This is a genomic window from Micrococcus sp. H39-S4 (assembly GCF_027158145.1).
GTDB lineage: Bacteria > Actinomycetota > Actinomycetes > Actinomycetales > Micrococcaceae > Micrococcus > Micrococcus luteus.
Genome location: NZ_JAPVLT010000004.1, coordinates 186,159 through 210,844 on the forward strand (window position 1 = coordinate 186,159; position 24,686 = coordinate 210,844).

Sequence of the window (24,686 nt, forward strand, 5' to 3'; positions counted from 1 at the left end):
GAGCTGTGAGCCAGACAAGCGCGCTGCCCGAAATCAGCGTGATCATCCCCGCGTTCGACGCAGAGCGCTTCCTCCCTCTGCAGTTGGAGGCCCTGAACGCCCAGAGCGGGGCTCCTTCCTACGAGGTCGTCGTCGTGGACAACGCCTCCACCGACGGCACTGCGTCCGTGGTCCGCCGGCTGGCTCGGGAGGTCTCATACCCATTGCGTCTTGTGAGCGCACCCGAGCACCAAGGCCCGGGATTCGCACGAAATGTGGGGGCAGCGCATGCTCACGCGGATCTGCTCATGTTCGCCGACGCGGACGATGTCGTGTCCCGGTGGTGGGTGCGCAACGGCGCGCGGGCCTTCTCCGTCACGCCCCTGTGGTCGGGTGGAGCCCAACTCATGAGCAACACTGACATGACCGGGGGGCTGGAGGACATCCGCGCCGCGATGGGCGACACGGCTGACTGGACGGACGTGGTCCCCGGAAACCTCCGCGATGCATTTCCCGTCCTGATGGGCGGGGATTTCGGTGCGACCCGGGAGGTCTACACACGCGTCGGCGGCTTCGACATCTCCCTGGGCGGGGTCTACGAGGACAATGACTTCGGCGTCAGGGCACACCGCCTGGGCATCCCGGTGGATGAAGCCCCCGCCGTGCGCATCGCCTTCCGCGGGAAATGGGACCTGCGCTTCCGCACCCGATTGGCCCGACGCTCGGCCTACGCCCATGCTCTGGTTGCCGACCGTTATGGGCTGAACGCTCGCTCGCATTTCCCCAGCCCCTGGGGCGAGATGGCGCGCGCAGCCGGTAGCGCCGTGCTCATGGGGGCCGGGCGCAAACCGCGAGACTGGCCCGGGGTGTGGATGCGCCTGAACACTGCAGCTGGCCACGCTTGGGGCAAGGCCGAGGTATACGTGCCGTGGAAGCGCCGGCCGGCCAGCGCCCTAGGAGTCGGTATGGCCATCACGAGGCAGGGGGAGGAGCGCGCATGAAAATCCCCGGAGGGGCCACCGCTCGCCGTCTTCTTCTTGTCGCGTCGCGTTCCGAAGTCCTCCCGAACCGCGTGCGTCCCGCCCTCCTCGCACGGCTCGGCCTGCAGGGCGCCCGGGATTCTTGGTTCTCCGCTGAGGTGAGGGTGCTGGACCCCTCGTCGTTGTCCATGCGAGAGGGGTGCTTCCTCAACCGTGAGGTGTTCATCGACAACGGACCCGTTGCCCTGGGGCGGAACGTCTACATGGGTCCGCGGTCCATGATCATCACCGCCAAGCACTCGATCGGTGGTCCGGAGATGCGAGCCGGAAAAGGCGGGCCGGAGCCGGTAGTGATCGGCGACGGCACGTGGATCGGGGCCGGCGCGATCATCCTTCCGGGAGTGAATGTCGGTGCAGGGTGCATCATCGCGGCCGGCGCCGTCGTCACCAAAGACTGCGAGCCGAATGGCCTGTACGCCGGTGTGCCCGCCCGACGAGTTCGCGATGTTGACGGGGAGGGCGGCACATGAACGAGTCGGCGGTTGCAGGTACACCGATCGTCAGTGTGATCGTCCCGGCGAAGGATGCTGCTAAGTGGATCCCGGAGCAGCTGCGCGCCCTGGCCTCCCAGGTGCATGCTCCGTCCTTTGAGGTGGTCATCGGGGACAACGGCAGCACCGACGGAACGCGCGAGGCGGCGTTGCAGGAGCCGGTTCCCTTCACCGTGCGGGTTGTCCATGCCTCGGGACCGGCGAGTGCGTCCCACGGGCGCAACGTGGCGGCTCGGGCGGCGCGGGGGAGGATCCTGCTCTTCTGCGACGCTGATGACCTCGTGGGCCCCGCGTGGGCGCGATCCCTCACTGACGCCGTCGCGGAGGATTCCTTTCGAATCGCCACCGGTGCCCTCCACCACGGGCGCTTCAACTCGCCCGAGGTCCTCGCCGCCTATCGGATCGGACCGGACCCCGAGGTCGACGAGCTCGCCCGCCCGACGGCGGTGAAAGAGAACCCCGGCGGGTTCGCTGGCCATCTTCCGACAGTGGCCGGGGGCAACTTCGCGATCCACCGATCGGCGTACCTCGCCCTCGGGGGGATGGACGTCGCGTATCCGGGCGGCGCGGAGGAGACGGACTTCGCCTGGCGGGCCCAGCGGGCCGGGATGAAGGTGGTGAGTGTGCCCCAGGCAGTCGTCCACTATCGGCTCAAGTCCGAACCACGAAGCCTGTTCCGGCAGCAGCGCATCCAGCAGCGCGGTCGCATCTACCTGTGGACCCGCTACCGGGACAGTCCGATGCGAGGCCCCAGTCTGAAGGCCTCCGCTCGGGAAGTCTTACGCGGTGTGGCCGCCCTCCCGGCGTCGCGGCGTGACGAGGCGGCCCAACTCGCCTGGTCCGCCCATGTGGGTGCCCACGTCGGCGCCCTCGAGGGGATGATGCGATACCGGCTGTTTCGCCGCTGACTTCGACCACCGCGGGCAAGCTGCCCGTCAGTAGCGCGACAGGTCGAGCGACCGGGTCGCCCTCGCCGCGCGGCGTTCAGCATCATCCCAGCCAAGAATGCGGCACAGATTTACGAGCCGCCACCGCCAATCGACGGTGGCGCGGGCACGTACCTGCTGAATGGCAGCCTGTTCAGGCGTCCACGCCGCGGCTGCCGCCGCGATCGTTGGCCAGGCAGCCGCGCGGTCGTTCGGTGAGATCTCCAAGGTAGCTCCGGGCCAGAGGAGATCGGTGGCTGTAGACGGCGCCGTTCCGGCGACGAGACAACCCGCTGCGAGTGAGTCCATCCATCGTCCAGTCAGGTACTCACGGGTCGGATGCGTGTACGGGGCCGGGCTGACACGGTTGGAGAAAGCTAAGACGAGGCGAGCCCGGGCCAGGGCGTCGCGAACGGCCGCCTGGTTCGCTTCGGGGGTCGGTGCGGTCGGGGGCCGTCCCTCGAAAACCACCCCGTGGTCGGCCGCCTCAGCGGCGGTCACGTTGTCGTCTTCCCAGGCCGCCGGTTGACGCCCCAGACGGAGTAGGTCGACGGGCCGCGGGGCCGCGACGGCGGGGAAGGCAAGGGTGTCTGCACCCCACGGGAGCACGTCCACAGGCCGCCCGGTGGCGGAGCGCCACTCCTCAGCCAGGTTTGGGTCCGTGATGAATAGGTGGTCCAGGTGGGGACGATGCCGGGCGATCCGGGCGATTCGGTCCGTCCAAAACGAATCGATCACCCATGCCGCTGTAGAGTCGTAGCCTGGCCACCACATGTTCGGACGTGCGGCCAGGGCAAGGGCCGCTGGATTTCCGGCGATCACGAGCAGGCGCCGTCCCCGCCGGCGAGGTCCGCGGGGCAGCAACGACGACACCCGTTGCGCCATTGATGCACGGCCGGTGTCCTCTACCTCTGCGAGACGTCCCCCCAGGACCTTGGCCGTCAGCATCGCCAACTGAGCGATGGGTCCCCAGCCGCTCCCGCCGGGGCGGATGTAGAGGATGTCGACGCTCATGACTGCACCCTAATAGCTTCCGGAAGACGATGGCCTTAGGCTTCCAGCGTGAGTGAGCTGGTGTCCTACGTCATTCCGACCTACAACGACTCTCCCGACCATCTGCGTCAGGCGGTGTCGTCCGCCTTGAATCAGACTCACCCAAGTGTGGAGGTCATCGTCGTCGATGACGGCTCAGCTGCCCCCGTCTCCTGCGCCCTCATCCGCAGTGATGATCGACTGCGGGTGATCCGCCAGCAGAATGCGGGCCCGGCGGCTGCGCGAAATGCTGGTCTCGCCGCCGCCGGGGGCCATGTCATCGTGTTCCTGGACGGCGACGATTGGGTAGACGCGATGCATGCCACAGAGTCGGTGTCGGCCCTCCATGAGCCGGGGGTTGCTGTGGCCGTGCCGGCCGTTGCAGCTTTCGGAACTGCAGACTGGTCGTACCGGCCCGCCACGGGTCTTCGGGGCCCAGACATCGCCTTTGAGAACCAGGTTCCCATCGGCTCGGCCTGTCGGCGCAAAGATGCTGAACTTGTCGGTGGGTTCGACGAGGGCCTGCATGGAGGCCTTGAGGATCATGAGTTCTGGCTCCGCCTCCTGCTCTCCACGAGCGGGCAGACTGCGACCCTGCCGACCGCAACGCTCCACTACCGCATACGCCCAGGGCAACGATCCGAGCGGCAATATATCCCCGAGGTGACCGATGCCACGCGAGAAGCGGTATTGCGAAACCTCGATACAGCTCACCTTCCGGAGCTCTGCCGAGGCCTGTGGAAGGCGGCTGAGCGAGAGAAGGCGCTGCGACACCAGGTTGTATTAGACCGCCTGTACCTCCGGCCTCACTATGCGCGGTTGCGTGCCGGCGTGTCTGCGCTCTGGGGCCTCCGTCGGGATCCGCGTTCCTGACCTGGAATCACGTTGCGCGGACGGCGCCTGACAACCCCCTAGGCGATCAGGAGAGGGCTGAGGGCGCGCTGAGCGGAGAAGCCGTCGGGTTCGGAGCATTGTGTGGTCACCGCGCCCGCGGCGAGGGTGCACCGGTGTCGACCGTCAGGCCCGGCGGCACTGGGGCGGCACCCTCGCTCCGAGATCCGTACCGGGGCACTTCGCGCTGACGACCCATCCGGCGCGTCCCGCGGGTTCATGGAAAGGGGTCCGCTTTGGTTCCGCACCCACGTGCACCCGGGGTTGAGCCGCGCTGTCGGATGCTTAAAAGCCTCTGCGGGCTTACGGCGCGTATCGATTCACCGCCTCGGTGCTGTTCGCAAATTGCTCCCCAAGGGCTACAGGCTTAGCGGTAGGTCTCGAATCCGCCCAGGGACAGCTCGAGAGAGTCCATGATCCTTACACGTTCGTGGTGCTTGAGAGCGAGTGGTGACAGGGAGGCGCTGTGCAGTGCGAACCACGGCACAGGGTACTCGCCGTATGCGCCCATCGCGTCGACGGCTGGATGCGCGCTCAGCACGTCCGCGAAGTATCGCAGGCGTCGCTCCACCTCGGACAGCCATGCTGCCGCCAGCTCGGTGTGGGGGCGGAACGCGAAGGACATCTGGTTCAGCACCTTGCTGGCGTGCGTGGTGAGGTCCGCCGACAGGCGTCCCCGCAACGCAGGACTCCAGTTACCCGGGACCTCAGCCGATCCCACCGCCCAGACGGTGGGATCGGTGTCCAGCACATCCAAGTACGCGCTGGCCCGTCCGCGGTAGGGCTTGATGTCCAGGTAGACACCACCGTGGTGGTACATCAAGTAGGCGCGGAGGTAGTCCGACCGGTGCACGGGGGAGAGGTGCTCGTACGTCGTGGGCAGGGGGTGTCCGTCAACGACGTAGTCCGCGAGGTTCTCAGGAGTCACCAGCTCGACGGACAGGTCCGGGTTCTCCTCCCGGACGACGTCCACGGAGCGACGGCGATTGGAAGTGAGCGGGTTGTCCCCTGTCCACAGGAGGTAGAGACGTCGTGGGGCCGGCTCCTCCTCGGCATGCGGAAGCAGGGTGGGGAACCAGAGGTGGTCGACGGGAAAGGTGCTGGTTGCAGGCTGCAGGATGGCTCCCTCGGCCCCGCCGGCCACCGCGTAACGGGCCCGGTCGTAGGTGTAACCGCGTGCCTTCGAATACTGGGCTCGGGCCCTAGCTGCTGCGGACCAGGCTGCCCAGCGGGTGTGCTTCCGTGCGACGTAAGCGCGGTGTTTGGCCCGGCGGGCCACGGTGAGGATGTCCACCTTCCGATCTTAGGCAGAAGCGGCACGCATAAACTCGACCCCATGCACCTCCTCGTCACCGGCGGCGCCGGGTTCATCGGTTCGAACTTCGTCCACCACGTGGTCCGCGAGACTGGGCACGACGTCGTCGTCCTGGACAAGCTGACCTACGCCGGCAACCGGGAGAACCTCGCCGGCCTGCCCGAGGACCGCGTCACGCTTGAGGTCGGGGACATCTGCGATACGGCCCTGGTGGACCGCCTGGTCGCCGAGTCGGACGCCGTCGTGCACTACGCGGCGGAGTCCCACAACGACAATTCGCTGAACGATCCCTCCCCGTTCATCCAGACGAACATCGTCGGGACCTTCGTCCTCCTGGAGGCGGTCCGCAAGCACGGCAAGCGCTTCCACCACGTGTCCACGGACGAGGTCTACGGCGACCTCGAGCTCGATGACCCGGCGAAGTTCACCGAGACCACCCCGTACAACCCCTCCAGCCCCTACTCGGCCTCGAAGGCCGGCTCGGACCACCTGGTGCGCGCGTGGGTGCGCTCCTTCGGCGTGCAGGCCACGCTGAGCAACTGCTCCAACAACTACGGCCCGTACCAGCACATCGAGAAGTTCATCCCGCGCCAGATCACCAACCTGATCGACGGTGTCCGCCCCCGCCTCTACGGCCAGGGCGTCAACGTCCGGGACTGGATCCACACGGAGGACCACTCCTCGGCCGTGCTGCGCATCCTCGAACGCGGCGAGATCGGCCGCACGTACCTGATCGGCTCGGACGGGGAGAGGAACAACAGGGAGATCGTGGAGATCCTCCTCGAGCTCTTCGACCGCCCCGCGGACGACTACGACCTCGTCGCCGACCGCCCGGGCCACGACCTGCGCTACGCGATCGACAACACCGCCCTGCGCACCGAGCTCGGCTGGGAGCCGCAGTTCACGGACATCCGCGCCGGTCTGGCGGACACGGTCCGCTGGTACCGCGAGAACGAGGCCTGGTGGCGTCCGGCCAAGGCCGCCGTCGAGGCCACGTACCGCGCCCAGGGCCAGTGAGGGGGCACCGCTGATGCGCATCACCGAGACCGCCATCCCCGGCCTGCTCGTCCTCGACCTCGACGTCCACGGGGACAACCGCGGCTGGTTCAAGGAGAACTGGCAGCGGGAGAAGATCCGCGCCCTCGCCGTCGAGCACCCCCGCCTGGCCTCGCTCGCCCCGGTGCAGAACAACATCTCCTTCAACGACGCTGTCGGCACCACCCGCGGCATCCACGCCGAACCCTGGGACAAGTACGTGGCCGTCGCCCACGGCCGGATCTTCGGCGCCTGGGTGGACCTGCGCGAGGGGCCGTCCTTCGGCGCCGTCGCCACCGTGGAGCTCGGCCCGGAGAAGGCCGTCTTCGTGCCGCGCGGGGTGGGCAACTCCTACCAGACGCTTGAGCCGGACACCGCCTACACGTACCTGGTGAACGACCACTGGTCCGCCGACGCGCAGGGCCAGTACACGTTCCTCAACCTCGCGGACCCGACGGCGGCCATCGCCTGGCCCATCCCGCTCGAGGATGCCGAGCTCTCGGACAAGGACCGCGCCCACCCGATGCTCGCGGACGTCACCCCCATGCCGCCCGCCCCGATCCTCGTGCTCGGCGCCGGCGGCCAGCTCGGCCGCGCCCTCGTGGTCCGCGCCGAGGCCGCGGGGATCCCGGTCGAGGCCCACGGCCGGGACACGTGGGACATGACCGATCCGGCCTCGTGGCCGCGGGAGCACTTCCGCGGCCTGCGCGCCGTGGTCAACGCGTCCGCCATGACCGCGGTGGACGCCGCGGAGACGCCCGAGGGCCGGGCCCAGGCCTGGGCCGTCAACGCGACCGCCGTCGCCGAGCTCGCGCGCCGCTGCACCGAGGCCGGCGTGCCCCTGGCCCACGTGTCCACGGACTACGTGTTCGACGGTGCCCTCCCCGTGGGGCGGGAGCACCCGGTGGACCACCCGCTCGCGCCGCTGGGCGTCTACGGCCAGTCGAAGGCCGCCGGCGAGGCCGCGGTGCGCACCGTGCCGCGGCACTGGATCGTGCGCACCTCCTGGGTGATCGGGGAGGGGAAGAACTTCGTGGCCACCATGGCCTCCCTTGCCGAGCGCGGGATCGACCCGGCCGTCGTCGCCGACCAGCACGGCCGCCTCACCTTCGCCGACGACCTCGCCGACGCCCTGCTGCACCTGGTCACCACGGACGCGCCCACGGGCACGTTCCACATGACCAACAGCGGCGACGTGGTCACGTGGCACGACGTCGCCCGGTGGGTCTTCGAGGACACCGGCCACGACGCCGGGCGCGTGTCCGCCACGACCACCGCCGGGTACCTGGCCGGCAAGGAGGGCGTGGCCCCGCGGCCGACCAACAGCGCCCTCGACCTCGGGCCCCTGGCCGCCGTCGGCTACACCGCCCCGGACCAGCGCGAACGCCTGCGGACGTACCTGAGGCGCTGACCGCGTCCCGCATGACGAAGCCCCCGCCGGCTTCGGCGGGGGCTTCGTGCGTGGGGGGCGATCAGCTGCGCGTGCGGGCCTTGCGGCGTGAACGCCGCCCCTTCTTCGCGGACGAGCCGACGCTCGAGAGGTACTTCTCGTGGGACTTGTGGTACGTGCTCTCGTACCCGTAGCCATAGGCGTATCCGCCGCCGCGCTGGGAGCGCGCGACGCCGTTCATGACGACGCCCAGCAGATGCGCGTCCACTGCGGCGAGATTCTCCACAGCCGCCTCCAGGTGGTCCTTGCGGGTCCGCCCCTGACGCACCACGAGCACAGTCCCGTCCACGGCCGTGGCCAGGAGCGAGCCGTCCGTGACGGGCAGCAGGGGAGGGGAGTCGACGATGACGAAGAAGTCCTCCGATGCCAGCTTCAGCAGGGCCCGCATGCGCTTCGAGCCCAGCAGCTCCGACGGGTTCGGGGGCGTCCGGCCGGCGGGGAGCAGCGTGAGGTTCGGGATTCCGGTGGCCGCGAGGGCGTCGTCCGGCTGCACCTCACCGGCCAGCACCTCGGACAGGCCCACGTCGCCCGCCACCTTGAAGAGGTCGTGCTGCCGGGGGCGCCGCAGGTCGGCGTCCACCACGAGCACCCGTTCGCCGGCCAGGGCCAGGGCGCGGGCCAGGTTCGAGGCGACGGTCGACTTGCCTTCGGAGGGGTCCGCGCTCGTGAACGAGACGACGCGCGGCGGCTCGTCGACGGAGACGAACTTGAGGTTGGTGCGCAGCGCCCGGATGGCCTCGCCGGCCCGGGGGTCGAGGTCCACGGCCGCCTCGCCCGTGCGAGTCAGGGACGCGTTCTCTGGGACGGCGCCGATCACGCCGGCGCCGGTGATCTCCTTCACGTCGGCGCGGCTGCGCACCTTCACGTCGAGCAGGCGGCGGAGCACGGCGATGGCGAGTCCCGCACCCAGTCCGGCCACGACGCCCAAGAGGACGTTGCGACGGGTGTCAGGGCTCACGGGGGCAGAGGGCACGCGGGCGTCCGACAGGGGCACGACCTCCAGGGGGCTGTTCTTGTCCACCTCCGCCGCCACGTCCGCCGTCGCCTGCAGGGCGCTGTTCGCGAGCCGCGCGGCGGTCTCGGGATCCGTCGAGGTGGCGGTCACCTTGATCATGCTGGACCCGGGGACGAGCGCCGCCGAGAGCGAGTCGTCGTCGTCCTGCCCCGTGTCCTGTGCCACGCGTTCACGCACGGCCTGGCTGTTGATCAGGGCGACGTAGGCCTGAGCCCGGCTCTCGGCGGGTCCGTTGCCGGCGATGAGGCTCTGATCCGCGTTCCGCGCGGCGAGGAGCCCCTGAGATTCGGACGCGTAGATCCGGGGCTGCAGCGCGGAGTAGCCCCAGCCCAGCAGACCCCCCACGAGGGCGGCCGCCAAGAGCAGGAGGAGGTTGGCGCGCAGCAGGCGGAAGAAGTCGACGATCGTCACGGAGCACCTCGGGGGTCATGGACGGGGACGCGCGGGCCGTCGTGGGCGAGGCACGCGCGGTCCACGGTACCAAGACCCACCGCGCGGCCTGAGGGCCCCGAGGACGGCGCCCGCCACCGCGCTACGCTGAACCGAGTATCGCCCGGCGTCCATGAAAGGTTCCGCACCATGCGCTCGAGCACGCCCCGTGACCGGACGGCTGCCCGCGCTGTGAGGGCCGTGGCGCCACCCGAGGATCGGCCTGCCCGGGGCCACGCCTCGCTCGGCCTCGTCCCGGACGGTCAGGCCGCGTGGACGCGCTCCCCGTGGAACCCACTGGTGACGTCGGCCTCGCCGCGGCTGTTCGAGGCCGTACTGGCGGTCGGTCTGGTGGTGGAGGCGTTCACCGCTCCGGGCCTGCCGATCCCGTTCGCGGAGTTCTCCGCGATCCTTCTGCTGCTCCTGGCCTCATTCCGGCAGCCCCGCCGGGACCTCTCCCACTACGGCATGCTGGCCCTCGTCGCACTGGCCCTGGTGGCGTATCTCGTCGCGGTGACCGTGCGCAACGACCTTGACCCCACCCGGCGCGCCACCAGGATCACGCTCCTGATCCTGCTGATCTACGCCATCGCCAGCGAGCGGATCGACATCAAGGGCATCCTCTACGGGATGACGGCCGGAGCACTGATCAACGTGCCCCTCTTCTACGCGGGCCTGGCCCCGGACACTTACGGCGGGTACCTCACCGGCTTCCTCGGGGACAAGAACGTCTCCGGCCTCTTCTATGCGCTCCTGCCGGTGTTGCTCGTGGCCACCATGCAACGCATGGGCCCGAAGTTCCTCGTGCTGGGTGCCGGCTCCGTCTTGACCTTCCTCACCGGCTCGCGGACCTCGATGGCCGCGCTGTTCTGCGCGGTCGCGTGGATCCTCGTGAGCCCCTACCTGGGGCGGGCCCTCCGTATCGCACTCGCGGTCGTCATGGGCTGGTTCGTCAGCTGGGCCGAGGAGAACCTGGCCGACCTCGGGATCTTCGGCGACCGCACGGGCACGGACTGGTTCCGGGCGCAGATCCAGGCGGCGTCCGTGGAGAAGGTGGCGGAGACGTCCTTCTTCGGCCAGGGCCTCTCCACGGCATTCGTGGACCTGGACCACGTGTCCATGTTCTTCCACAACTCCTATCTGGGTCTCCTGGTCGAGGGCGGCTGGCCGTTCCTGATCGTGGTGGTCGGCGCCTACCTCTGGCTGTGCCTTCGGCCCTTCGCCCGGACGCACCGCTCACCTTCCCGTGTCGCCGTCGAAGCGGCCGCCCTCATCATCCTCGTGGCCTCGCTCCAGCTGGGGGAGGTGTTCATCACGATCTTCGGCGCCATCGTGCTCGGTTGCGGACTCCTGCTGAGCGCCCAGGAGGACGAGGAGGACCATGGCGCCCCCGCGAAGGACCGGGCCCACCGCCGCAAGCTGGACCGCATCATCGAGCGGTCCCGACGCGCGGGCCGCTGAACGCGTCGAGCACCACCGGTGCTATCCTGCTCAGGTTGCCCAGGCGAGGGAGCGTGCGCTCCGTGATCGACGAGGCCGCCGCCGCGCGTCAGCATGCTGACCCGCTGCGGCACTGAAGCCCCCTCCTGGCCGCATCCCGCGCCGCCCCCGGCTGCGCGGCCGAGACCCCCACAGGAGGACGCATCATGTCTGACCAGCTCAAGATCAAGGTCACCCGCCGCACCGACTTCGGCAAGGGCGCCGCCCGCCAGGCCCGCCGTGCCGGCCTGATCCCCGCCGTCGTCTACGGCCACGGCCAGGAGCCCGTGCACCTGCTGCTGCCAGCCCAGGAGACCACCCTGGCCGTCCGCAACCCCAACGCCCTGCTCACCGTCGTGAACGAGGCCGGCGAGGAGCACCTGGTCCTGCCCAAGGACATCCAGCGCCACGCCATCAAGGACACCGTGGACCACCTGGACCTCATCGAGGTCCGTCGCGGCGAGAAGGTCGTCGTCGAGGTCACCGTGCAGGTCGAGGGCGAGGTCGCCCCCGGCACCGAGTACGTGCTGGACTACGTCACCGTGCCGGTCGAGGCCGACGCCACCGACCTGCCCGAGGCCGTCACCATCTCCGTCGAGGGCCGCGAGGCCGGCGACCACGTGTACGCCCCGGACGTGCAGGTCCCCGCCGGCGCCACCCTGCAGCTCGAGGACGACATCGTCATCGCCACCGTCAGCGAGGTCGTCGAGCAGGACCTCGGCGACGAGTCCGTGCAGGAGGAGCAGGCCGCCGAGTCCGCTGAGGGCGAGCCCGCCGAGGGCGAGTCCGAGGGCTCCGAGGACTGATCACGCCGTGGCGACGGGGACCACGCTCATCGTCGGGCTCGGCAATCCCGGGTCCGAGTACGAGCGCACCCGTCACAACGTCGGCCAGATGGTGGCGGATGAGCTCGCCTCCCGCATGGGGGTCGGGTTCACCCGCCACCGGGCCGGCGCCGTGGTGGCCACGGGTCGCCTCGGCATCGGGGGACCGCGGGTCGTGCTCGCGAAGTCCACCGGCTACATGAACGTCTCCGGCCGCCCCGTCTCCGCGCTGGCGTCCTTCTACGGGATCGGCCCCGAGGACCTCGTGGTGGTCCATGACGAGCTGGACATCCCGTTCGACACCCTGCGCCTCAAGCGCGGCGGGGGAGAGGGCGGCCACAACGGCCTGAAGTCCATCACCGCCTCGCTGGGCACGAAGGACTACGCCCGCGTGCGCGTCGGCATCGGCCGACCCCCGGGCCGCATGGACGTGGCCGACTTCGTGCTGCGCCCCTTCACCAAGCCCGAGCAGGACGTCCTGCCGCTGCACGTGGACCGCGCGGCGGACGCCGTCGAGAAGCTCGTCACGGACGGGCTCGAGCCCGCCCAGCAGGCGTTCCACTGAGCCTCCCGCCCCGCGGCGTGCTCGACGGGGGGCGCAACCCCACGCTCAGGGGGTCGGGCTCACGGCGCGGGCCAGGGCGTCCGCGATGGTCTCCAGGGCGGGATCCATGATCTGGATCATCTCCGCGTACCCCTCCACCGGCCCGCGGAACGGGTCCACGACGTCGAGGGGCTGGGCGGTCGACCGGGCGAGGGCCCGGTGGCGGGCCGCCTCCGCGGCGAAGGCGCGCACTCCGCGACCGGCGGGGATCCAGTCCCGCCCGTCCCGCTGGTCCATCGCGCGGACCAGCGCCGCGAGCTCCAGCACGGTGAACATCCGGGTGACCGCCTGCGGCACTTCATGGAGTGCGAAGCGCATGTGCTCCTGAGCCGCGGCCAACACGAGATCCGCCTCCGCCACCATGAACGGCTGCAACGCGGCGGGCCGGTGGCCTTCCAGCCCGGTGACGCCGGCCTCGGCGCCAAGCCGCACGAGCGGCGGGGGCACTCTCAGGGCCTGGTTCGGCTGGGTGCCGGCGCTGCCGACCTCCACCCGGCCGGGGACCAGAGCCGCCAGCCGGCCCTGCAGGGCTCGGCTCGCGTAGGCCGAGCGGCACACGTTGCCGGTGCACACCATGAGCACGGCGTCCGGCGGGGGGAGGGCCCGACGCCCCCGTCGGGCAGGCGGAGCCGGGCTCGTCGGCGCCGGGCGACGGGAGAACGAGATCAACCGCGCGCGGCTCCGCCGTCACGCTCGAGCCACGAGGACAGCGCCCGGGCCTGACGATTGACGACCTTGCCGACCATCGGCTCGGCCTTCGCCGCGAGCTTCGAGCCCACCAGCGGGATCCGGCAGACGAGGGTGCCGTCCACGGAGAACTGGGAGCCCTCACCGGCGGCGGTCAGGCGGAGGGAGCCGTCCGCCGTCGCCTTGGCGGAGGGCACGGTGATGGTGGTGGTGCCGGCGCGGGAGCCGTCCGCGGCGGGCGCGTCCCAGCGCTCCACCTGCTCCACCTGGAGGGCGGAGCCGATGAGCTTGCGGGCCATGTCCGGGACACGATCCGGGATGCGGTCCGCGGGCAGGGAGCGCACGGCGGTGACGGTCATCGGGCCCTCCGGGGAGCCCTCCACGGAGAACGAGACCAGGGAGCCGCCGAAGGACTCGACCACGGAACGGTGGAAGTCCTCGGACGCCAGGGCGGCTGCCACGGCCGCCGGCGGGTGCGGGATGGACTGCTGAGCGGAAAAGGCCACGGTGTCTCCTCGGGGTCAAGTCGGGCCGCGCCCGGCGGGCCGTGAGAGGGCCTGCACCGGTTCGCCGACGGCGATGGGCGTCCATCTCTCACCTTATATGCTGGCCTCCGCGACCCGGGTCCCGTGCACGGTGCCGGGACCGGCCGCGCGACCCCTCGTGAACCCCCTGGAAGGTGTGTCCGCCATGTCGGCACTCTGGGCCGTGGCCCTCATCCTGCTCCTGAGCGGGACGGCGAAGCTCCGTTCCGGCGAGGACGTGCAGGCCACGTTCACCCGGCTCAGGGTGCCCCGCCCGTTCGCGGCCCCCGCCCTGGCGCGCGCGTTCCCCTGGCTCGAGCTGCTGCTCGCCGCCGCCCTCCTGCAGCCCTTCACCCTGCTGCGTCCCGTCGTCGGCCTGGTGGCCGTGGCCCTCTTCGCCGCCTTCCTCGCGCTCGTGGTCCGGGCCCAGGACGACGGCGTCTCGTGCGGCTGCTTCGGCGAGGCCTCGGCCGCCCCGATCTCCCGCACCACCGTGGTCCGCAATGTCGTCTTCCTGGTCCTCGCCGTCCTGGCCCTGGCCGAGGGGATCGTCTCGCTGGCGGTGCACGGCGCGGGCCTGGCCTGGCAGCCGCTCGCCGCCTTCGGCGCCGGGGCGTGGGCGTGGGCCCTGCTCGTGTCCGTGCTGCTCGCGACCGCCGCGTTCCTGGCCGGGCGTGAGTCCGTCCCGGCCGCACCCGACGTCGCCGCGGCGACGCCCACGCCCGAGGCCCCGGCCGCCGTCGACCCGGCCGACGGCGCCGAGCCCGAACGCCACCCGTTCCCGGACGCCGTCGTGGTCGCGGACGGCGAGTACACCGGTCTGCACCGGCTGGTCGCGGACGGGGCCGTGGTGGCCCTGCGCCTGTCCACGGGGTGCGGCTCCTGCGCGCGGGTGATCGAGCGGCTGGACGAGTTCAAGGACGCGCTCGGGCCGGTCCGGCTGCGGGTCATCATGCCCCAGCACGCCCCCGGCGCCGAGGGGGCGATCCACAGCGGCGCCGTCGACGCGTCGCTCGTGCTCGCCGACCCGGCCGGCGCCGCCTCGCAGGCCCTCGGCCTGCACTCGTTCCCCACCGCGGTGCTGCTCGGCACGGACCGGCTCACCGCCGGCGGCCCGGTGGGCGGCGCCGACGACGTCCTCGCCTTCCTCGAAGAGATCCGGGAGATCATGACCACCGAACTGCCCGCCGCCACGGACGGCTCCACCGCCACCCCGGAGGTCCGCGCATGAGCGCCCCCGAGACCACCCCCGTCCTCGCCCCGCTGCTGCCGCGCCTGCGCGCCGAACGCGCCATCGAGGCGGCCGCCGCCTCCGCCTCCCGGCCGCTCGAGGCCCGGGGCGTCGAACTGGAGATCGGCCTGCCCGACGGCGCCCGCGCGCCCCTACTGACCGTCCTGGCCGAGGCGCTGGCCGAGGGCCACGGCGAGCGCGCCGCCGTCCTCGTGGTCACGGCGACCACCCGCGAGGCCGAGGACCTCGTGACCGACCTGGCCGCCTGGGCCCCCGCCGGTGCCGCCGCACTGTTCCCGTCCTGGGAGACGCTGCCCCACGAGCGCCTGTCCCCGCGCTCGGACACCGTGGGCGCCCGCCTGGCCGTGCTGCGCCGCCTCGCCCACCCCGAGGAGCACGCGGAGGGCCCGCTGCGCGTGGTCGTCGCCCCCGTGCGCGCCGTGCTGCAGCCCCTCGTGGCCGGGCTCGGCGAGCTGAGCCCCGTGACCCTGCGGACGGGGGAGGAGCGGGACTTCGACGGCGTGGTGGCCGCGCTCGCGGACGCCGCCTACTCGCGCGTGGACATGGTCAGCCGACGCGGCGAGTTCGCCGTGCGCGGCGGGCTGATCGACGTGTTCCCGCCCACCGAGGACTACCCCGTGCGCATCGAGTTCTTCGGCGACGAGGTGGAGCAGATGCGCTGGTTCTCCGTGGCGGACCAGCGCTCCCTCGAGGACACCACGGAGGACGGCTCGGGCCACCCCTCCGAGCTGTACGCGCCCCCGTGCCGCGAGCTGCTCATCACGGACCACGTGCGCCGGCGCGCGAAGGAGCTGATCCCGGCCATGCCCGCCGCCGCGGACATGCTGGACCGGATCGCCGAGGGCGTGGCCGTGGAGGGCATGGAGTCCCTCGCCCCGCTGCTGGCCGAGGCCATGACGTCGCTGCCCCGCATGCTGCCCGCAGGCTCGCTGACCGTCCTCGTGGAGCCCGAGCGCCTGCGCGGCCGCGCCGACGACCTGCTGGCCACCAACGAGGAGTTCCTCCAGGCCGCGTGGGCCGGCGCCGCGCAGGGCGCGGTCGCCCCGGTGGACGTGGCCGGGGCGGACCAGTCCGCCGCGGGCGGCTTCCTCACGGTGGCCGAACTCCGCGCGGCCGCGCTCGAGCAGGACCAGGGGTTCTGGTCCGTCACCGCGCTGGTCTCGGACGATGAGCTGCTGCCCGACGCCGCCACCCTGCGCGCCACCCTCGGCGTCGCGCAGACCTTCTCCGGCGACATCGAGGCCATGGTCGCGCACACCCGCGTCCGGCTCGCGGAGGGGTGGCATGCCGTGGTCCTCACCGACGGCCCCGGCTCCGCCCGCCGTCTCGCCGAGCTCACCACGGAGGCCGGCCTCACGGCCTCCGTGGCGGACGGGCCCCTGCCCGCGGACCTCGCCCCGGGGCGGGTCTCCATCGCGACGGCGCCCGTCGGCTCCGGCTTCACGATCCCGGACGCGCAGATCGCCCTGATCACGGAGCACGACCTGTTCGGCCGGCACCGCACCGCGGGCACGCGCGCCCCCGGGGCACGGCTGGCCCGGAAGCGGCGCAACGCCGTCGATCCGCTGACCCTGCAGCCCGGTGACCACGTGGTGCACTCCCAGCACGGCATCGCCCGCTTCGTGGAGCTGCAGCGCCGCAAGGTCACCGGCGGACCGCGCACCGCCCCCGGCGCCGAGGAGTCCTACCGCGAGTACCTCGTGCTCGAGTACGCGCCCTCGAAGCGCGGCGCCCCCGGCGACCGGCTGTTCGTGCCCACCGACCAGCTCGACCTGATCTCCACCTACGTGGGCGGGGAGACGCCGTCGCTGTCCAAGATGGGCGGCTCGGACTGGGCGCAGACCAAGTCCAAGGCCAAGCGCGCCACCCGCGAGATCGCCGGCGAGCTCATCCGCCTGTACTCGGCCCGCATGGCCTCGCGCGGCCACGCGTTCGCCCCGGACACCCCGTGGCAGGCCGAGCTGGAGGAGGCGTTCCCGTTCATCGAGACGCCGGACCAGCTGACCACCATCGAGGACGTCAAGAAGGACATGGAGGCGGCGGTGCCCATGGACCGGCTCGTCTCCGGAGACGTCGGCTTCGGCAAGACCGAGGTGGCCGTGCGCGCCGCGTTCAAGGCGGTGCAGGACGGCAAGCAGGTGGCCGTCCTCGTCCCGACGACGCTGCTCGCCCGCCAGCACCACCAGACGTTCTCCGACCGGTTCGCCGGCTTCCCCGTGAAGGTGGCCGCGCTCTCCCGGTTCCAGACCGCCAAGGAGTCCAAGGAGGTCATCGAGGGGCTCGCGCACGGCGAGGTGGACGTGGTGATCGGCACCCACCGGCTGCTCTCCGACCAGGTGCAGTTCAAGGACCTGGGCCTGGTGATCGTGGACGAGGAGCAGCGCTTCGGCGTCGAGCACAAGGAGGCGCTGAAGAAAATGCGCACCAACGTGGACGTGCTCGCCATGTCCGCCACGCCCATCCCGCGCACCCTGGAGATGTCCCTCACCGGCATCCGCGAGACCTCCACGCTGGCCACCGCCCCGGAGGAGCGCCACCCCGTGCTCACCTCGGTGGGCCCGTACTCGGACCAGCAGGTCACCGCGGCCATCCGCCGCGAGCTCATGCGCGAGGGGCAGGTGTTCTACGTGCACAACCGCGTCACCACCATCGACAAGGTGGCCAAGCGCATCGCCGAGCTGGTGCCGGAGGCGCGGATCGCCGTCGCCCACGGCAAGATGAGCGAGGCCCGGCTCGAGCAGATCATGGTGGACTTCTGGGAGCGGAAGTTCGACGTGCTCGTCTCCACCACGATCATCGAGACCGGCCTGGACATCGCCAACGCCAACACCCTGATCGTGGAGGACGCCCACCGCTACGGCCTCTCGCAGCTGCACCAGCTGCGCGGCCGCGTAGGCCGTGGCCGCGAGCGGGCGTACGCGTACTTCCTGTACGACCCGCAGAAGCCCCTGGGCGAGGTGGCCCTCGAACGGCTCAAGGCCGTGGCCACCCACAACGAGCTCGGCGCGGGCATGCAGCTGGCCATGAAGGACCTCGAGATCCGCGGCGCCGGCAACCTGCTGGGCGGGGAGCAGTCCGGGCACATCGCCGGCGTGGGCTTCGACCTCTACCTGCGGATGGTGGGTGAGGCCGTGGCCGACTTCAAGGGCGAGGAGGACACCGCGCCCGCCGAGGTGAAGGTGGAGCTGCCGGTCAACGCCCACCTGCCGCACGACTACGTGCCGGGGGAGCGGCTGCGCCTGGAGATGTACCGCAACCTCGCCCAGGCCGCGGACGACGCCGCCGTGGACGCCGTGGTGGAGGAGCTCAAGGACCGCTACGGCCCGCTGCCGGAGCCGGTGGAGGCGCTCGTCGCCGTCGCCCGGTTCCGCAACCGGGCCCGGGCCGCGGGCGTCACCGAGGTGATGCTGCTGGGGCAGAACGTGAAGTTCGGCCCCGCCGCGGACCTGCCGGAGTCCCGTCAGATGCGCCTGACCCGCATGTACAAGGGCGCCCAGGTCAAGCCCGCCCTGAACGGCGTCCTCATCCCGCGTCCCAAGACCAAGCCGGTCATGGGTCAAGACCTCGTGGACGTCCCGCTGCTCGAGTGGGCGCAGCAGGTGGTCGACGCGATCTTCACGCCGGAGGGCTGAGACGGGTCAGGCCGTCCGACGCCGGGGGAGCAGCCGCCGCCGCAGGACGCGGCTCAGGCGAACCTCCACCAGCTCGTACAGCGCCCACGCCAGTCCGAGCGTGAGCGGGAACGCGATGAGGAAGCCCAGGACCCGGTCCTGCGTCAGCGAGATCATCGCGTAGCCGATGTTCTGGTGCAGCAGGTACCACCCGTACGAGACCCGTCCGAGGAACTGCAACGGCGCAGTGCGCAGCACGGCGGTGCGCTCGCGCACGACGACGGCCACGAAGATCACGATCGGGACGGCCAGCATGATCGCGTGGCCCGGGCCCTGGACGATGAGTGCGGTGGCCAGTGCCGACGGCAGGGTCAGGGCCAGGCGCGGGTCGAGGCGGCCGCGTTCGCGACTCAGGAAGAGGAGGGCGCCGCTCGCGAAAAGGGGAGCGTACTCGGCGATCGTGGCGGTCAGCAGGACGTCCGCCAGGCCTGAGCCAGCGGACCGCCAGAGGGTGAGCCCCACGCTCAGGCCCACGCTGGCCACGGCCCAGAGTGCGAGGAGCCACGTGGTGAGCTGTTCCCGGCGCGTCAGGCCGAGCGCACAGAGCAGGGCCATGCCCAGGTAGAACACCCATTCGACCGCGAGCGTCCAGTAGGCCCCATCGACGGGCTTCTCCCCGAACAGCTTCGGGGCCATGGTGAGGTTCGCCAGGAACTGTCGCAGCCCAGGCTTCAGCCAGGCCTCGTGGGAGAGGTAGCCGATCGCGCTGGTGAGGAGCAGGGCCACCCAGAACGGGGGGAACAGGCGGATGGCGCGCGCGGTCAGGAACTCCCGGGCGGAGCCCACACGCCGGACGGTCATGAAGATGACGAAGCCCGAGATGAGGAAGAACAGGTGGACGCCGAGGGTGAGCGGGTTCAAGTCGACCGGGGCCTGGCGCAGATGGGGGAAGAACGTGTTCGCGAGGGTGATGTAGTGGGCCAGCACGACACCGAGCGCGGCGATACCGCGCAGCCCGTCCAGCTCTGTGAAGCGGGCGTGGGTGCGGACGGGAGGCGGGGCAGGGCTCACGAGGGCGATCCTTCAGGGGCAGACATCGAGGCGGGTCAGGCCTTCCTCACGCGGACGAGGACGCCGTGCGCCTCGAGCATCTCAAGGAAGGCGTGGACGTCGGCCGCGACGTCGGCGGGGGCGAGGCCGAACGCCTCCGCGACCTGGACCGTGACGTCCGTCGTCGACAGCGGCGCCGGCGGATCCGCGACCAGGTCGTCCTCCGGGGTGCGGCCGCCCACGAGGACCTCCCAGATCACGTCGCCCGAGGCGCTCAGCAGCAGCGGCTGACCGGCCTCGAGCGTCATGACGGCGGCCTGGCCGCCGGCGGTGCAGGCCCACGCGATGTCGGGGGCGAGCGCCCAGCCCTCGGTGGTCTCAACGGCCACGGCGCACCGCCTTCGTCCAGGCCCAGCCGGCGAGTGCGCCGAGCCGGGCGCCCTGCTCACGCCACAGGTCCGCGCGGGTGACAGGCCGGCCCAGGCGCATCTGCAGATGGGGGCGGTTCACCGGGATCGTGCGGGCCACGAGGACGGCCCGCTCCCGCACCGTGGCGGCCGACCGCCACCGGGTGCGGAACAGCTCGAGACCGCTCTGGCTCTCGTGCAGCGCCGCGAAGAGGGCCAGCTGCCGGGTGTCGACGCCGTCGGCGGCCTCGCCCGTGGCGACGTGCCAGGCCGCGCCCGCGTCCAGCCGGTGGGCTTCCTCGCGCAGGGCGGCCCAGCTCTCGGCGGGGAGGGATTCCCGGATGTGCCGGACGTCGAGGCCACCGCGGAACGGGTCGCGGGCCGCGTGGACGATCACGACGAGCCGCTGGTGGCGCGGGCTCGGCACCGGGACGGGCCGGCCGGCGATCACGAGGTGGATGTGCTCGCTCCACAGGGCGTCGAAGGCCGTCTCGGGGGACGCTCCGAGGCCGGGGAAGAGCCGATGCACGTCCACATAGCCCAGCTGGTCGTGCCAGAGCGTGGCCGCGTGTTGGAAGATCGACCCCTCCGAGAAGGTGGCGACCGGTTCCCAGCCGTGGGAGCGCAGGAGCGCGGTGACGGCGGCGGCATCGGCCGGATGGACCAGCAGGTCCACGTCCGAACTGCGGCGGTGATCGGGGTAGACGCCGGGCTCGGTGGCGTAGCCCTTGACGTGCAGGCCGCGGATGCCGGCCCGGTCCAGCAGATGCGTGATGCGGGCGTGCGCGAGGCGGACGCGGACCTCGAGGTCCAAGGACGGCGGGGCGGCCGGTCGCTGTCCCGTCGCTCGTTCCCCCATGGCCGCGAGCTTAGTCCACCGGAAGGAGGGCCCGGTGGTGACTGTGCCGGATACCCGGTGCAAAGTGAAAGGGGATTCAGGTGGATTCGTGGACTGACGGCGCGAGACCCGCACGCTCCCGGGCGCTCCGTGCCGACGTGCCATCCATGAACGCGTGGCAGGACTGGCGATGAGCTGTGCGACCTGTCTAGATCCACCTGTAGAGTTCCATTCTCCATGTTCACCGAGCATGCCGTTCCCCGCGATCGTCCCCCTGCCGTAGGGCATCCCAGACCTGGACTGGTTGCGCTGGTGGGTGCGGATCGCGGGTTTCATCGGTCGTGTTGACTGCATCGCCCGCGGTCGGCTCAGTTGCCGCTCGCTCTGGTGCGGACGCGGCGGTGGAAGGTGGCCCTGCTCGTCACCGCCGCGGTGTGCGTCTTCCTCACGGGCTCCGCACCTCCATGGCGGGCTTGGCGTGCGCCGTCCTGTGGCTCTGGTCGACGCCGCAGATGGGGGTGGCGTCGTGCTCGTCCTCGCCATCCTCGGCGCCTACGCATTCTTAGGCTGCGCCTGTCCGCCCCCGGCTGCGCACCCCCTGCGCGTGGCAGTGGAGGCGGCGCTGTCCCCGATCTCTGAGGCCGGCCGGTCAGGCGCCCGTCGGGTCCTCGTCCTCCACGAGGTCCCCGTCCAGGGCCCGGGCGATCTCCCACGCCAGCAGCTCGATGATCGGCTGCGCGGTCTGCGCCATCGCGGCGTAGCCCTCGGCGGGGCCGCGGAACGGGTCCGGCAGATCCGCGTCCGGCCGCTCCCCGTGGGCGATCAGGCGGGAGCGCAGCTCCGCCAGCGCCGTGACGAGCACGGTGACGCCCGCGCCCGGAGGGACCGACGCGGCGAGCTCCTCGCCGTGGTCGCGCAGGAGGGTGCCCATGCCGAGGATCGTGAAGGTCCGGCGCACCGCCGCGGGGTCCTCGCGCAGCACCTCGTCCAGGTGGTCGTCCGTCGCGGTCAGGACGAGGTCCTGGTCCGCCAGCGAACGCCCGGTCAGCTGCTGCGGTCGATGCTGCGTCAACGCGGCGCGGACTCGGCGGCTCGGCGCGAGGTCGAGCAGCGGGCCGGGGACGGTGAGCGCCTGGTTCGGTTCCGTGCCCGCGCTCGTGACCTCGGCGCGGCCCCGGTCGCCGAGCAGGGCGTTGAGCTGCGCCTGCAGCGCGTACTCCACGTAGGCGGAGCGGCAGATGTTGCCCGTGCACACGACGAGGACGCGGGCGCTCGGCAGGGGGCCGGGGGCACGGTCGGCCGGTGAGGCGGGCGAGGCCGGCTCAGCGGTCGCGGCGGTCGCGGGAGCCACCGCGCGCTCGGCCGGCGTCGCACGCTGTCGCGGCGCGGCGGGGTCGGCCGGGTGGGGGCGGAACGCCGGGCCGAGCCGGAACTCGGCGAGGCGATCCTCCCGCCCCGTGGAGGCCGCCGGGGCGTCGGCGTCACCGCCGTCACCCGCCGGGTGGCCGCCGTCGTGGGCCGGCACCTCGGGCTCCTCCGGCGTCGGCGGCAGGAACGGATTGCGGATCGGGGGGCGATGATCCCTGCTCATGGGTGTGTCCTCTCCGAGGCGGTCGTGACGCGCGGCAGCGCGGACGTGACGGGGTGCGGGGGCTCCACGCGTCGCAGGCGGTGCACCGGGTACCAGCGGCGGCGCGCCCCCGTGAACGGCTTGGACAGGGGGGTGGCGAGCAGGGCGAGGCCTGCCACCCAGCTCAGGGCGAGCGCGAGGGCGAACTTGGCGAAGTTGTCCTCCACGCCGTGGCGCATGATCCACATCAGCACCCAGCCGTGCAGCAGCACCACCACAGTGCCCGTCCGGACCAGGGCGGTGATGACGCGGCGCAGGGCCTGACCCGTCCCGGTGCGTCGGGCGAAGGAGCGCAGCAGCCTCTCCACCATGGAACCGAACACGAGCACCATCCCCGCGGACATCAGGACGCCCACGGCGGGGGTGAGCACCGGCGTGCCGAAGCCGCCGAACTTGATGTTGGGCGGCTCCAGGCCCAGCCGGACCGCGACCAGCCCGAGCAGCACCAGGCCGACGCCGATGAGCGTCCGATGGCGCCGCACGTGCGGCTGGACGTGGCGGCGGAACATCTCGCCGCTGAGGACGAACAGCAGGCAGGGCAGGGCCAGCCCGACGCCCAGCGGCGTGCGGGCGATCGCGGAGTCCGGCACGAGGTGGGCCCACGCCAGCCCGGCCAGGCCCACCGCCCAGGCGACGGCGGACGGGAAGCGCTCGAGGAACCGGCGCAGCACCGTGGTGAAGAACAGGACGGAGATGAACCAGAAGGCCCACCACGGGGGCTCCTGGTCCGCGCCCCCGTACCAGCCGGTGAGCACCAGGCGCCGCAGCAGGTCGGGGTCGTCGGCGAACCACGCGAACGCCGCCACGGACATGAGCGCCGCCCACACCAGGTACGGCACCATCAGGCTCCGGAAGCGGCCCCGCACGTCCTTGGCCCAGGGGCGGCCGCGCGTCCAGAAGTAGCCGGTGAGGAAGAAGAACAGCGGCATCCGCCAGATCTCCAGGTACCGGCTGAAGGTGAGGTCCGTCAGGTACGCGTGACCCAGCACCACCGCCGCGATGGAGACAAGCCGAAGGGCGTCCACCCCCGTGTTGCGGGTGGACGCCCTTCGGCGCGTGGCGGCCGGACGACCGGTGTCAGCGATCCTCGACTCCGGGACGGCTCAGCGGTGCGCGGCGCCGGTCTCGACGGCGTGGGCGCCGGTGGCGGCGTGCTCGACGGCGGGACGGGTGTGGATGGCGGTGGTGTCCACGGTGTCGCTGCGGCCCAGGAACACCTGGGGGATCATGAAGGCCACGGTGGCCAGGGCCAGCGCGATCAGGCCGGGGACCCAGACCGACTCGAGCGACCAGAAGCCCATGGCGTAGAGGCAGCCGAGGAACGCGCCGAAGGCGACGATGAAGGCGATCAGGGAACCCCAGACGCCGCCCACGTTGGAGTGGTCGATGGCCTTGCCGTTGCGGATCACGTGATGCTCCTTCGGTGCGGTCCCGGCCGGGGCGGACGCCCGGCCGAAGTGATGCGAGTCAGTCGGATCCCAGGATAGCAAGCGCGGAGCTGGCCCCGATCCGGGTGGCGCCGGCCTCGATCATCGCCAGGGCGTCCGCGCGGGTGCGCACCCCGCCGGAGGCCTTCACTCCGATGTCCTCGCCCACGGTGCGGCGCATCAGCGCGACGTGCTCGACGGTGGCGCCCGCGGTGGAGAAGCCCGTGGAGGTCTTGACGAAGTCCGCCCCGGCCTCGACCGCGGCCTCGCAGGCCAGGACGATCGCGTCGTCGTCCAGCAGGGCGGTCTCCACGATCACCTTGAGCAGCGCCCCGCCCTCACCCGCGGGGCCGCCCGCATGCGCGGCCTCGGCCACGGCGCGGACGTCCGCGACGAGCCGGGCGCGGTCCCCGGCGCGGGCCGCGGCGATGTCGAGGACCATGTCCACCTCGTCCGCGCCGGCGTCGATCGCCTGCCGGGCCTCGAAGGCCTTGACCTCCGAGGCGTTGGCGCCGAGGGGGAAGCCGATCACGGTGCAGGTCAGCACGTCCGAGCCCGCGAGCTCGGCGGCCACCAGCGGCACCCACACGGGGTTGATGCAGACGCTCTTGACCCCGGCCTCGCGGGACTCGGCCACGAGGCGGCGCACGTCCGCCTCCGAGGTGTCGGCCTTCAGAGCGGTCGCGTCGATGTACTTCGCCAGCTCGGCGGTGGTGAGGGAGACGGTCATGCCCACCAGCCTACCGAGGC

At 71.6% G+C, this 24,686-nt stretch carries 23 protein-coding genes; 11 read left to right on the forward strand and 12 right to left on the reverse strand.

Going from position 1 to position 24,686, the window contains the following annotated elements:
* Positions 1-5: 5 nt before the first annotated feature.
* From O3T09_RS05930 to O3T09_RS05940, 3 genes are read left to right on the forward strand one after another with little or no spacing between them, the layout of a single operon-like run.
* Complete coding sequence (locus O3T09_RS05930) at positions 6-980, forward strand: glycosyltransferase family 2 protein (RefSeq protein WP_002854432.1); 975 nt, start codon at positions 6-8, stop codon at positions 978-980.
* Positions 977-1,489 carry an acyltransferase gene (locus O3T09_RS05935; protein ID WP_002854430.1) on the forward strand — a complete coding sequence of 171 codons (513 nt, stop codon included), beginning with the start codon at positions 977-979 and terminating at the stop codon, positions 1,487-1,489. The genes O3T09_RS05930 and O3T09_RS05935 overlap by 4 nt, the downstream gene beginning before the upstream one ends.
* On the forward strand, positions 1,486-2,418 hold the full coding sequence (locus O3T09_RS05940) for a glycosyltransferase family 2 protein (protein WP_002854428.1): 933 nt from the start codon (positions 1,486-1,488) through the stop codon (positions 2,416-2,418). Before O3T09_RS05935 ends, O3T09_RS05940 begins: the two co-directional genes overlap by 4 nt.
* Positions 2,419-2,445: 27 nt before the next feature.
* Here O3T09_RS05940 and O3T09_RS05945 read toward each other — a convergent pair whose 3' ends face one another.
* A complete protein-coding gene (locus O3T09_RS05945; RefSeq protein ID WP_145015632.1) occupies positions 2,446-3,450 on the reverse strand; it encodes a glycosyltransferase family 1 protein in 1,005 nt (334 codons plus the stop codon).
* 48 nt (positions 3,451-3,498) lie between these two features.
* Here O3T09_RS05945 and O3T09_RS05950 point away from each other — a divergent pair, with 48 nt between their 5' ends.
* Positions 3,499-4,341 (forward strand): glycosyltransferase family A protein, encoded by an 843-nt coding sequence (locus O3T09_RS05950; protein ID WP_080556389.1) that lies wholly within the window; start codon positions 3,499-3,501, stop codon positions 4,339-4,341.
* A 385-nt stretch (positions 4,342-4,726) separates the two neighbouring features.
* Here the strand turns inward: O3T09_RS05950 and O3T09_RS05955 are convergent, their stop codons facing one another.
* Positions 4,727-5,653, reverse strand: a complete 927-nt coding sequence (locus tag O3T09_RS05955) for a glycosyltransferase (RefSeq protein ID WP_080556388.1) — start codon at positions 5,651-5,653, stop codon at positions 4,727-4,729.
* 42 nt (positions 5,654-5,695) lie between these two features.
* On the opposite strand from O3T09_RS05955, the gene rfbB reads away from it, so the two are divergent.
* Together rfbB and O3T09_RS05965 are read left to right on the forward strand one after the other, a co-directional pair.
* The gene (rfbB, locus tag O3T09_RS05960) at positions 5,696-6,691 is read left to right on the forward strand and encodes a dTDP-glucose 4,6-dehydratase (protein ID WP_002854422.1); all 996 of its coding nucleotides are present in this window, start codon (positions 5,696-5,698) and stop codon (positions 6,689-6,691) included.
* A 13-nt stretch (positions 6,692-6,704) separates the two neighbouring features.
* On the forward strand, positions 6,705-8,120 hold the full coding sequence (locus tag O3T09_RS05965; RefSeq protein ID WP_002854419.1) for a sugar nucleotide-binding protein: 1,416 nt from the start codon (positions 6,705-6,707) through the stop codon (positions 8,118-8,120).
* A gap of 61 nt (positions 8,121-8,181) precedes the next feature.
* On the opposite strand, the gene O3T09_RS05970 is transcribed toward O3T09_RS05965, so the two are convergent.
* Positions 8,182-9,585 carry a polysaccharide biosynthesis tyrosine autokinase gene (locus O3T09_RS05970; RefSeq protein WP_002854417.1) on the reverse strand — a complete coding sequence of 468 codons (1,404 nt, stop codon included), beginning with the start codon at positions 9,583-9,585 and terminating at the stop codon, positions 8,182-8,184.
* Positions 9,586-9,903: 318 nt separating this feature from the next.
* On the opposite strand from O3T09_RS05970, the gene O3T09_RS05975 reads away from it, so the two are divergent.
* The 3 genes from O3T09_RS05975 to pth all read left to right on the forward strand — a co-directional run bounded on the left by O3T09_RS05975 (position 9,904) and on the right by pth (position 12,471).
* Positions 9,904-11,064 (forward strand): O-antigen ligase family protein, encoded by a 1,161-nt coding sequence (locus tag O3T09_RS05975; RefSeq protein ID WP_232502371.1) that lies wholly within the window; start codon positions 9,904-9,906, stop codon positions 11,062-11,064.
* Positions 11,065-11,249: 185 nt separating this feature from the next.
* A complete protein-coding gene (locus O3T09_RS05980; protein WP_002854415.1) occupies positions 11,250-11,888 on the forward strand; it encodes a 50S ribosomal protein L25/general stress protein Ctc in 639 nt (212 codons plus the stop codon).
* 7 nt (positions 11,889-11,895) lie between these two features.
* The gene (pth, locus tag O3T09_RS05985; protein ID WP_002854414.1) at positions 11,896-12,471 is read left to right on the forward strand and encodes an aminoacyl-tRNA hydrolase; all 576 of its coding nucleotides are present in this window, start codon (positions 11,896-11,898) and stop codon (positions 12,469-12,471) included.
* Positions 12,472-12,516: 45 nt separating this feature from the next.
* Here pth and O3T09_RS05990 read toward each other — a convergent pair whose 3' ends face one another.
* Together O3T09_RS05990 and O3T09_RS05995 are read right to left on the reverse strand one after the other, a co-directional pair.
* Entirely contained in the window at positions 12,517-13,086 is a 570-nt protein-coding gene (locus tag O3T09_RS05990; protein WP_100069087.1) for an arsenate-mycothiol transferase ArsC, read from the reverse strand.
* 89 nt (positions 13,087-13,175) lie between these two features.
* Positions 13,176-13,703 carry a DUF2505 domain-containing protein gene (locus O3T09_RS05995; RefSeq protein ID WP_002854412.1) on the reverse strand — a complete coding sequence of 176 codons (528 nt, stop codon included), beginning with the start codon at positions 13,701-13,703 and terminating at the stop codon, positions 13,176-13,178.
* Between the two features lie 184 nt (positions 13,704-13,887).
* Here O3T09_RS05995 and O3T09_RS06000 point away from each other — a divergent pair, with 184 nt between their 5' ends.
* Positions 13,888-14,952 (forward strand): MauE/DoxX family redox-associated membrane protein, encoded by a 1,065-nt coding sequence (locus O3T09_RS06000; protein ID WP_002854411.1) that lies wholly within the window; start codon positions 13,888-13,890, stop codon positions 14,950-14,952.
* On the forward strand, positions 14,949-18,605 hold the full coding sequence (gene mfd / locus O3T09_RS06005; RefSeq protein WP_269295437.1) for a transcription-repair coupling factor: 3,657 nt from the start codon (positions 14,949-14,951) through the stop codon (positions 18,603-18,605). Before O3T09_RS06000 ends, mfd begins: the two co-directional genes overlap by 4 nt.
* A gap of 6 nt (positions 18,606-18,611) precedes the next feature.
* On the opposite strand, the gene O3T09_RS06010 is transcribed toward mfd, so the two are convergent.
* From O3T09_RS06010 to deoC, 7 genes are all read right to left on the reverse strand, one after another.
* On the reverse strand, positions 18,612-19,655 hold the full coding sequence (locus O3T09_RS06010) for an acyltransferase family protein (RefSeq protein WP_216879618.1): 1,044 nt from the start codon (positions 19,653-19,655) through the stop codon (positions 18,612-18,614).
* Positions 19,656-19,690: 35 nt separating this feature from the next.
* Positions 19,691-20,023 carry a PqqD family protein gene (locus O3T09_RS06015; protein ID WP_049158517.1) on the reverse strand — a complete coding sequence of 111 codons (333 nt, stop codon included), beginning with the start codon at positions 20,021-20,023 and terminating at the stop codon, positions 19,691-19,693.
* Complete coding sequence (locus O3T09_RS06020) at positions 20,013-20,900, reverse strand: nucleotidyltransferase family protein (protein WP_036334236.1); 888 nt, start codon at positions 20,898-20,900, stop codon at positions 20,013-20,015. Before O3T09_RS06020 ends, O3T09_RS06015 begins: the two co-directional genes overlap by 11 nt.
* 628 nt (positions 20,901-21,528) lie before the next feature.
* Positions 21,529-22,470 carry an arsenate-mycothiol transferase ArsC gene (locus O3T09_RS06025; RefSeq protein ID WP_002854398.1) on the reverse strand — a complete coding sequence of 314 codons (942 nt, stop codon included), beginning with the start codon at positions 22,468-22,470 and terminating at the stop codon, positions 21,529-21,531.
* Positions 22,467-23,534 (reverse strand): acyltransferase family protein, encoded by a 1,068-nt coding sequence (locus O3T09_RS06030; protein ID WP_002854397.1) that lies wholly within the window; start codon positions 23,532-23,534, stop codon positions 22,467-22,469. The genes O3T09_RS06025 and O3T09_RS06030 overlap by 4 nt, the downstream gene beginning before the upstream one ends.
* A gap of 78 nt (positions 23,535-23,612) precedes the next feature.
* Positions 23,613-23,918, reverse strand: a complete 306-nt coding sequence (locus O3T09_RS06035) for a hypothetical protein (RefSeq protein ID WP_002854395.1) — start codon at positions 23,916-23,918, stop codon at positions 23,613-23,615.
* Positions 23,919-23,976: 58 nt separating this feature from the next.
* Positions 23,977-24,666, reverse strand: coding sequence for a deoxyribose-phosphate aldolase (deoC, locus tag O3T09_RS06040; protein WP_036334234.1), 690 nt, complete (start codon positions 24,664-24,666; stop codon positions 23,977-23,979).
* Positions 24,667-24,686: the final 20 nt, after the last annotated feature.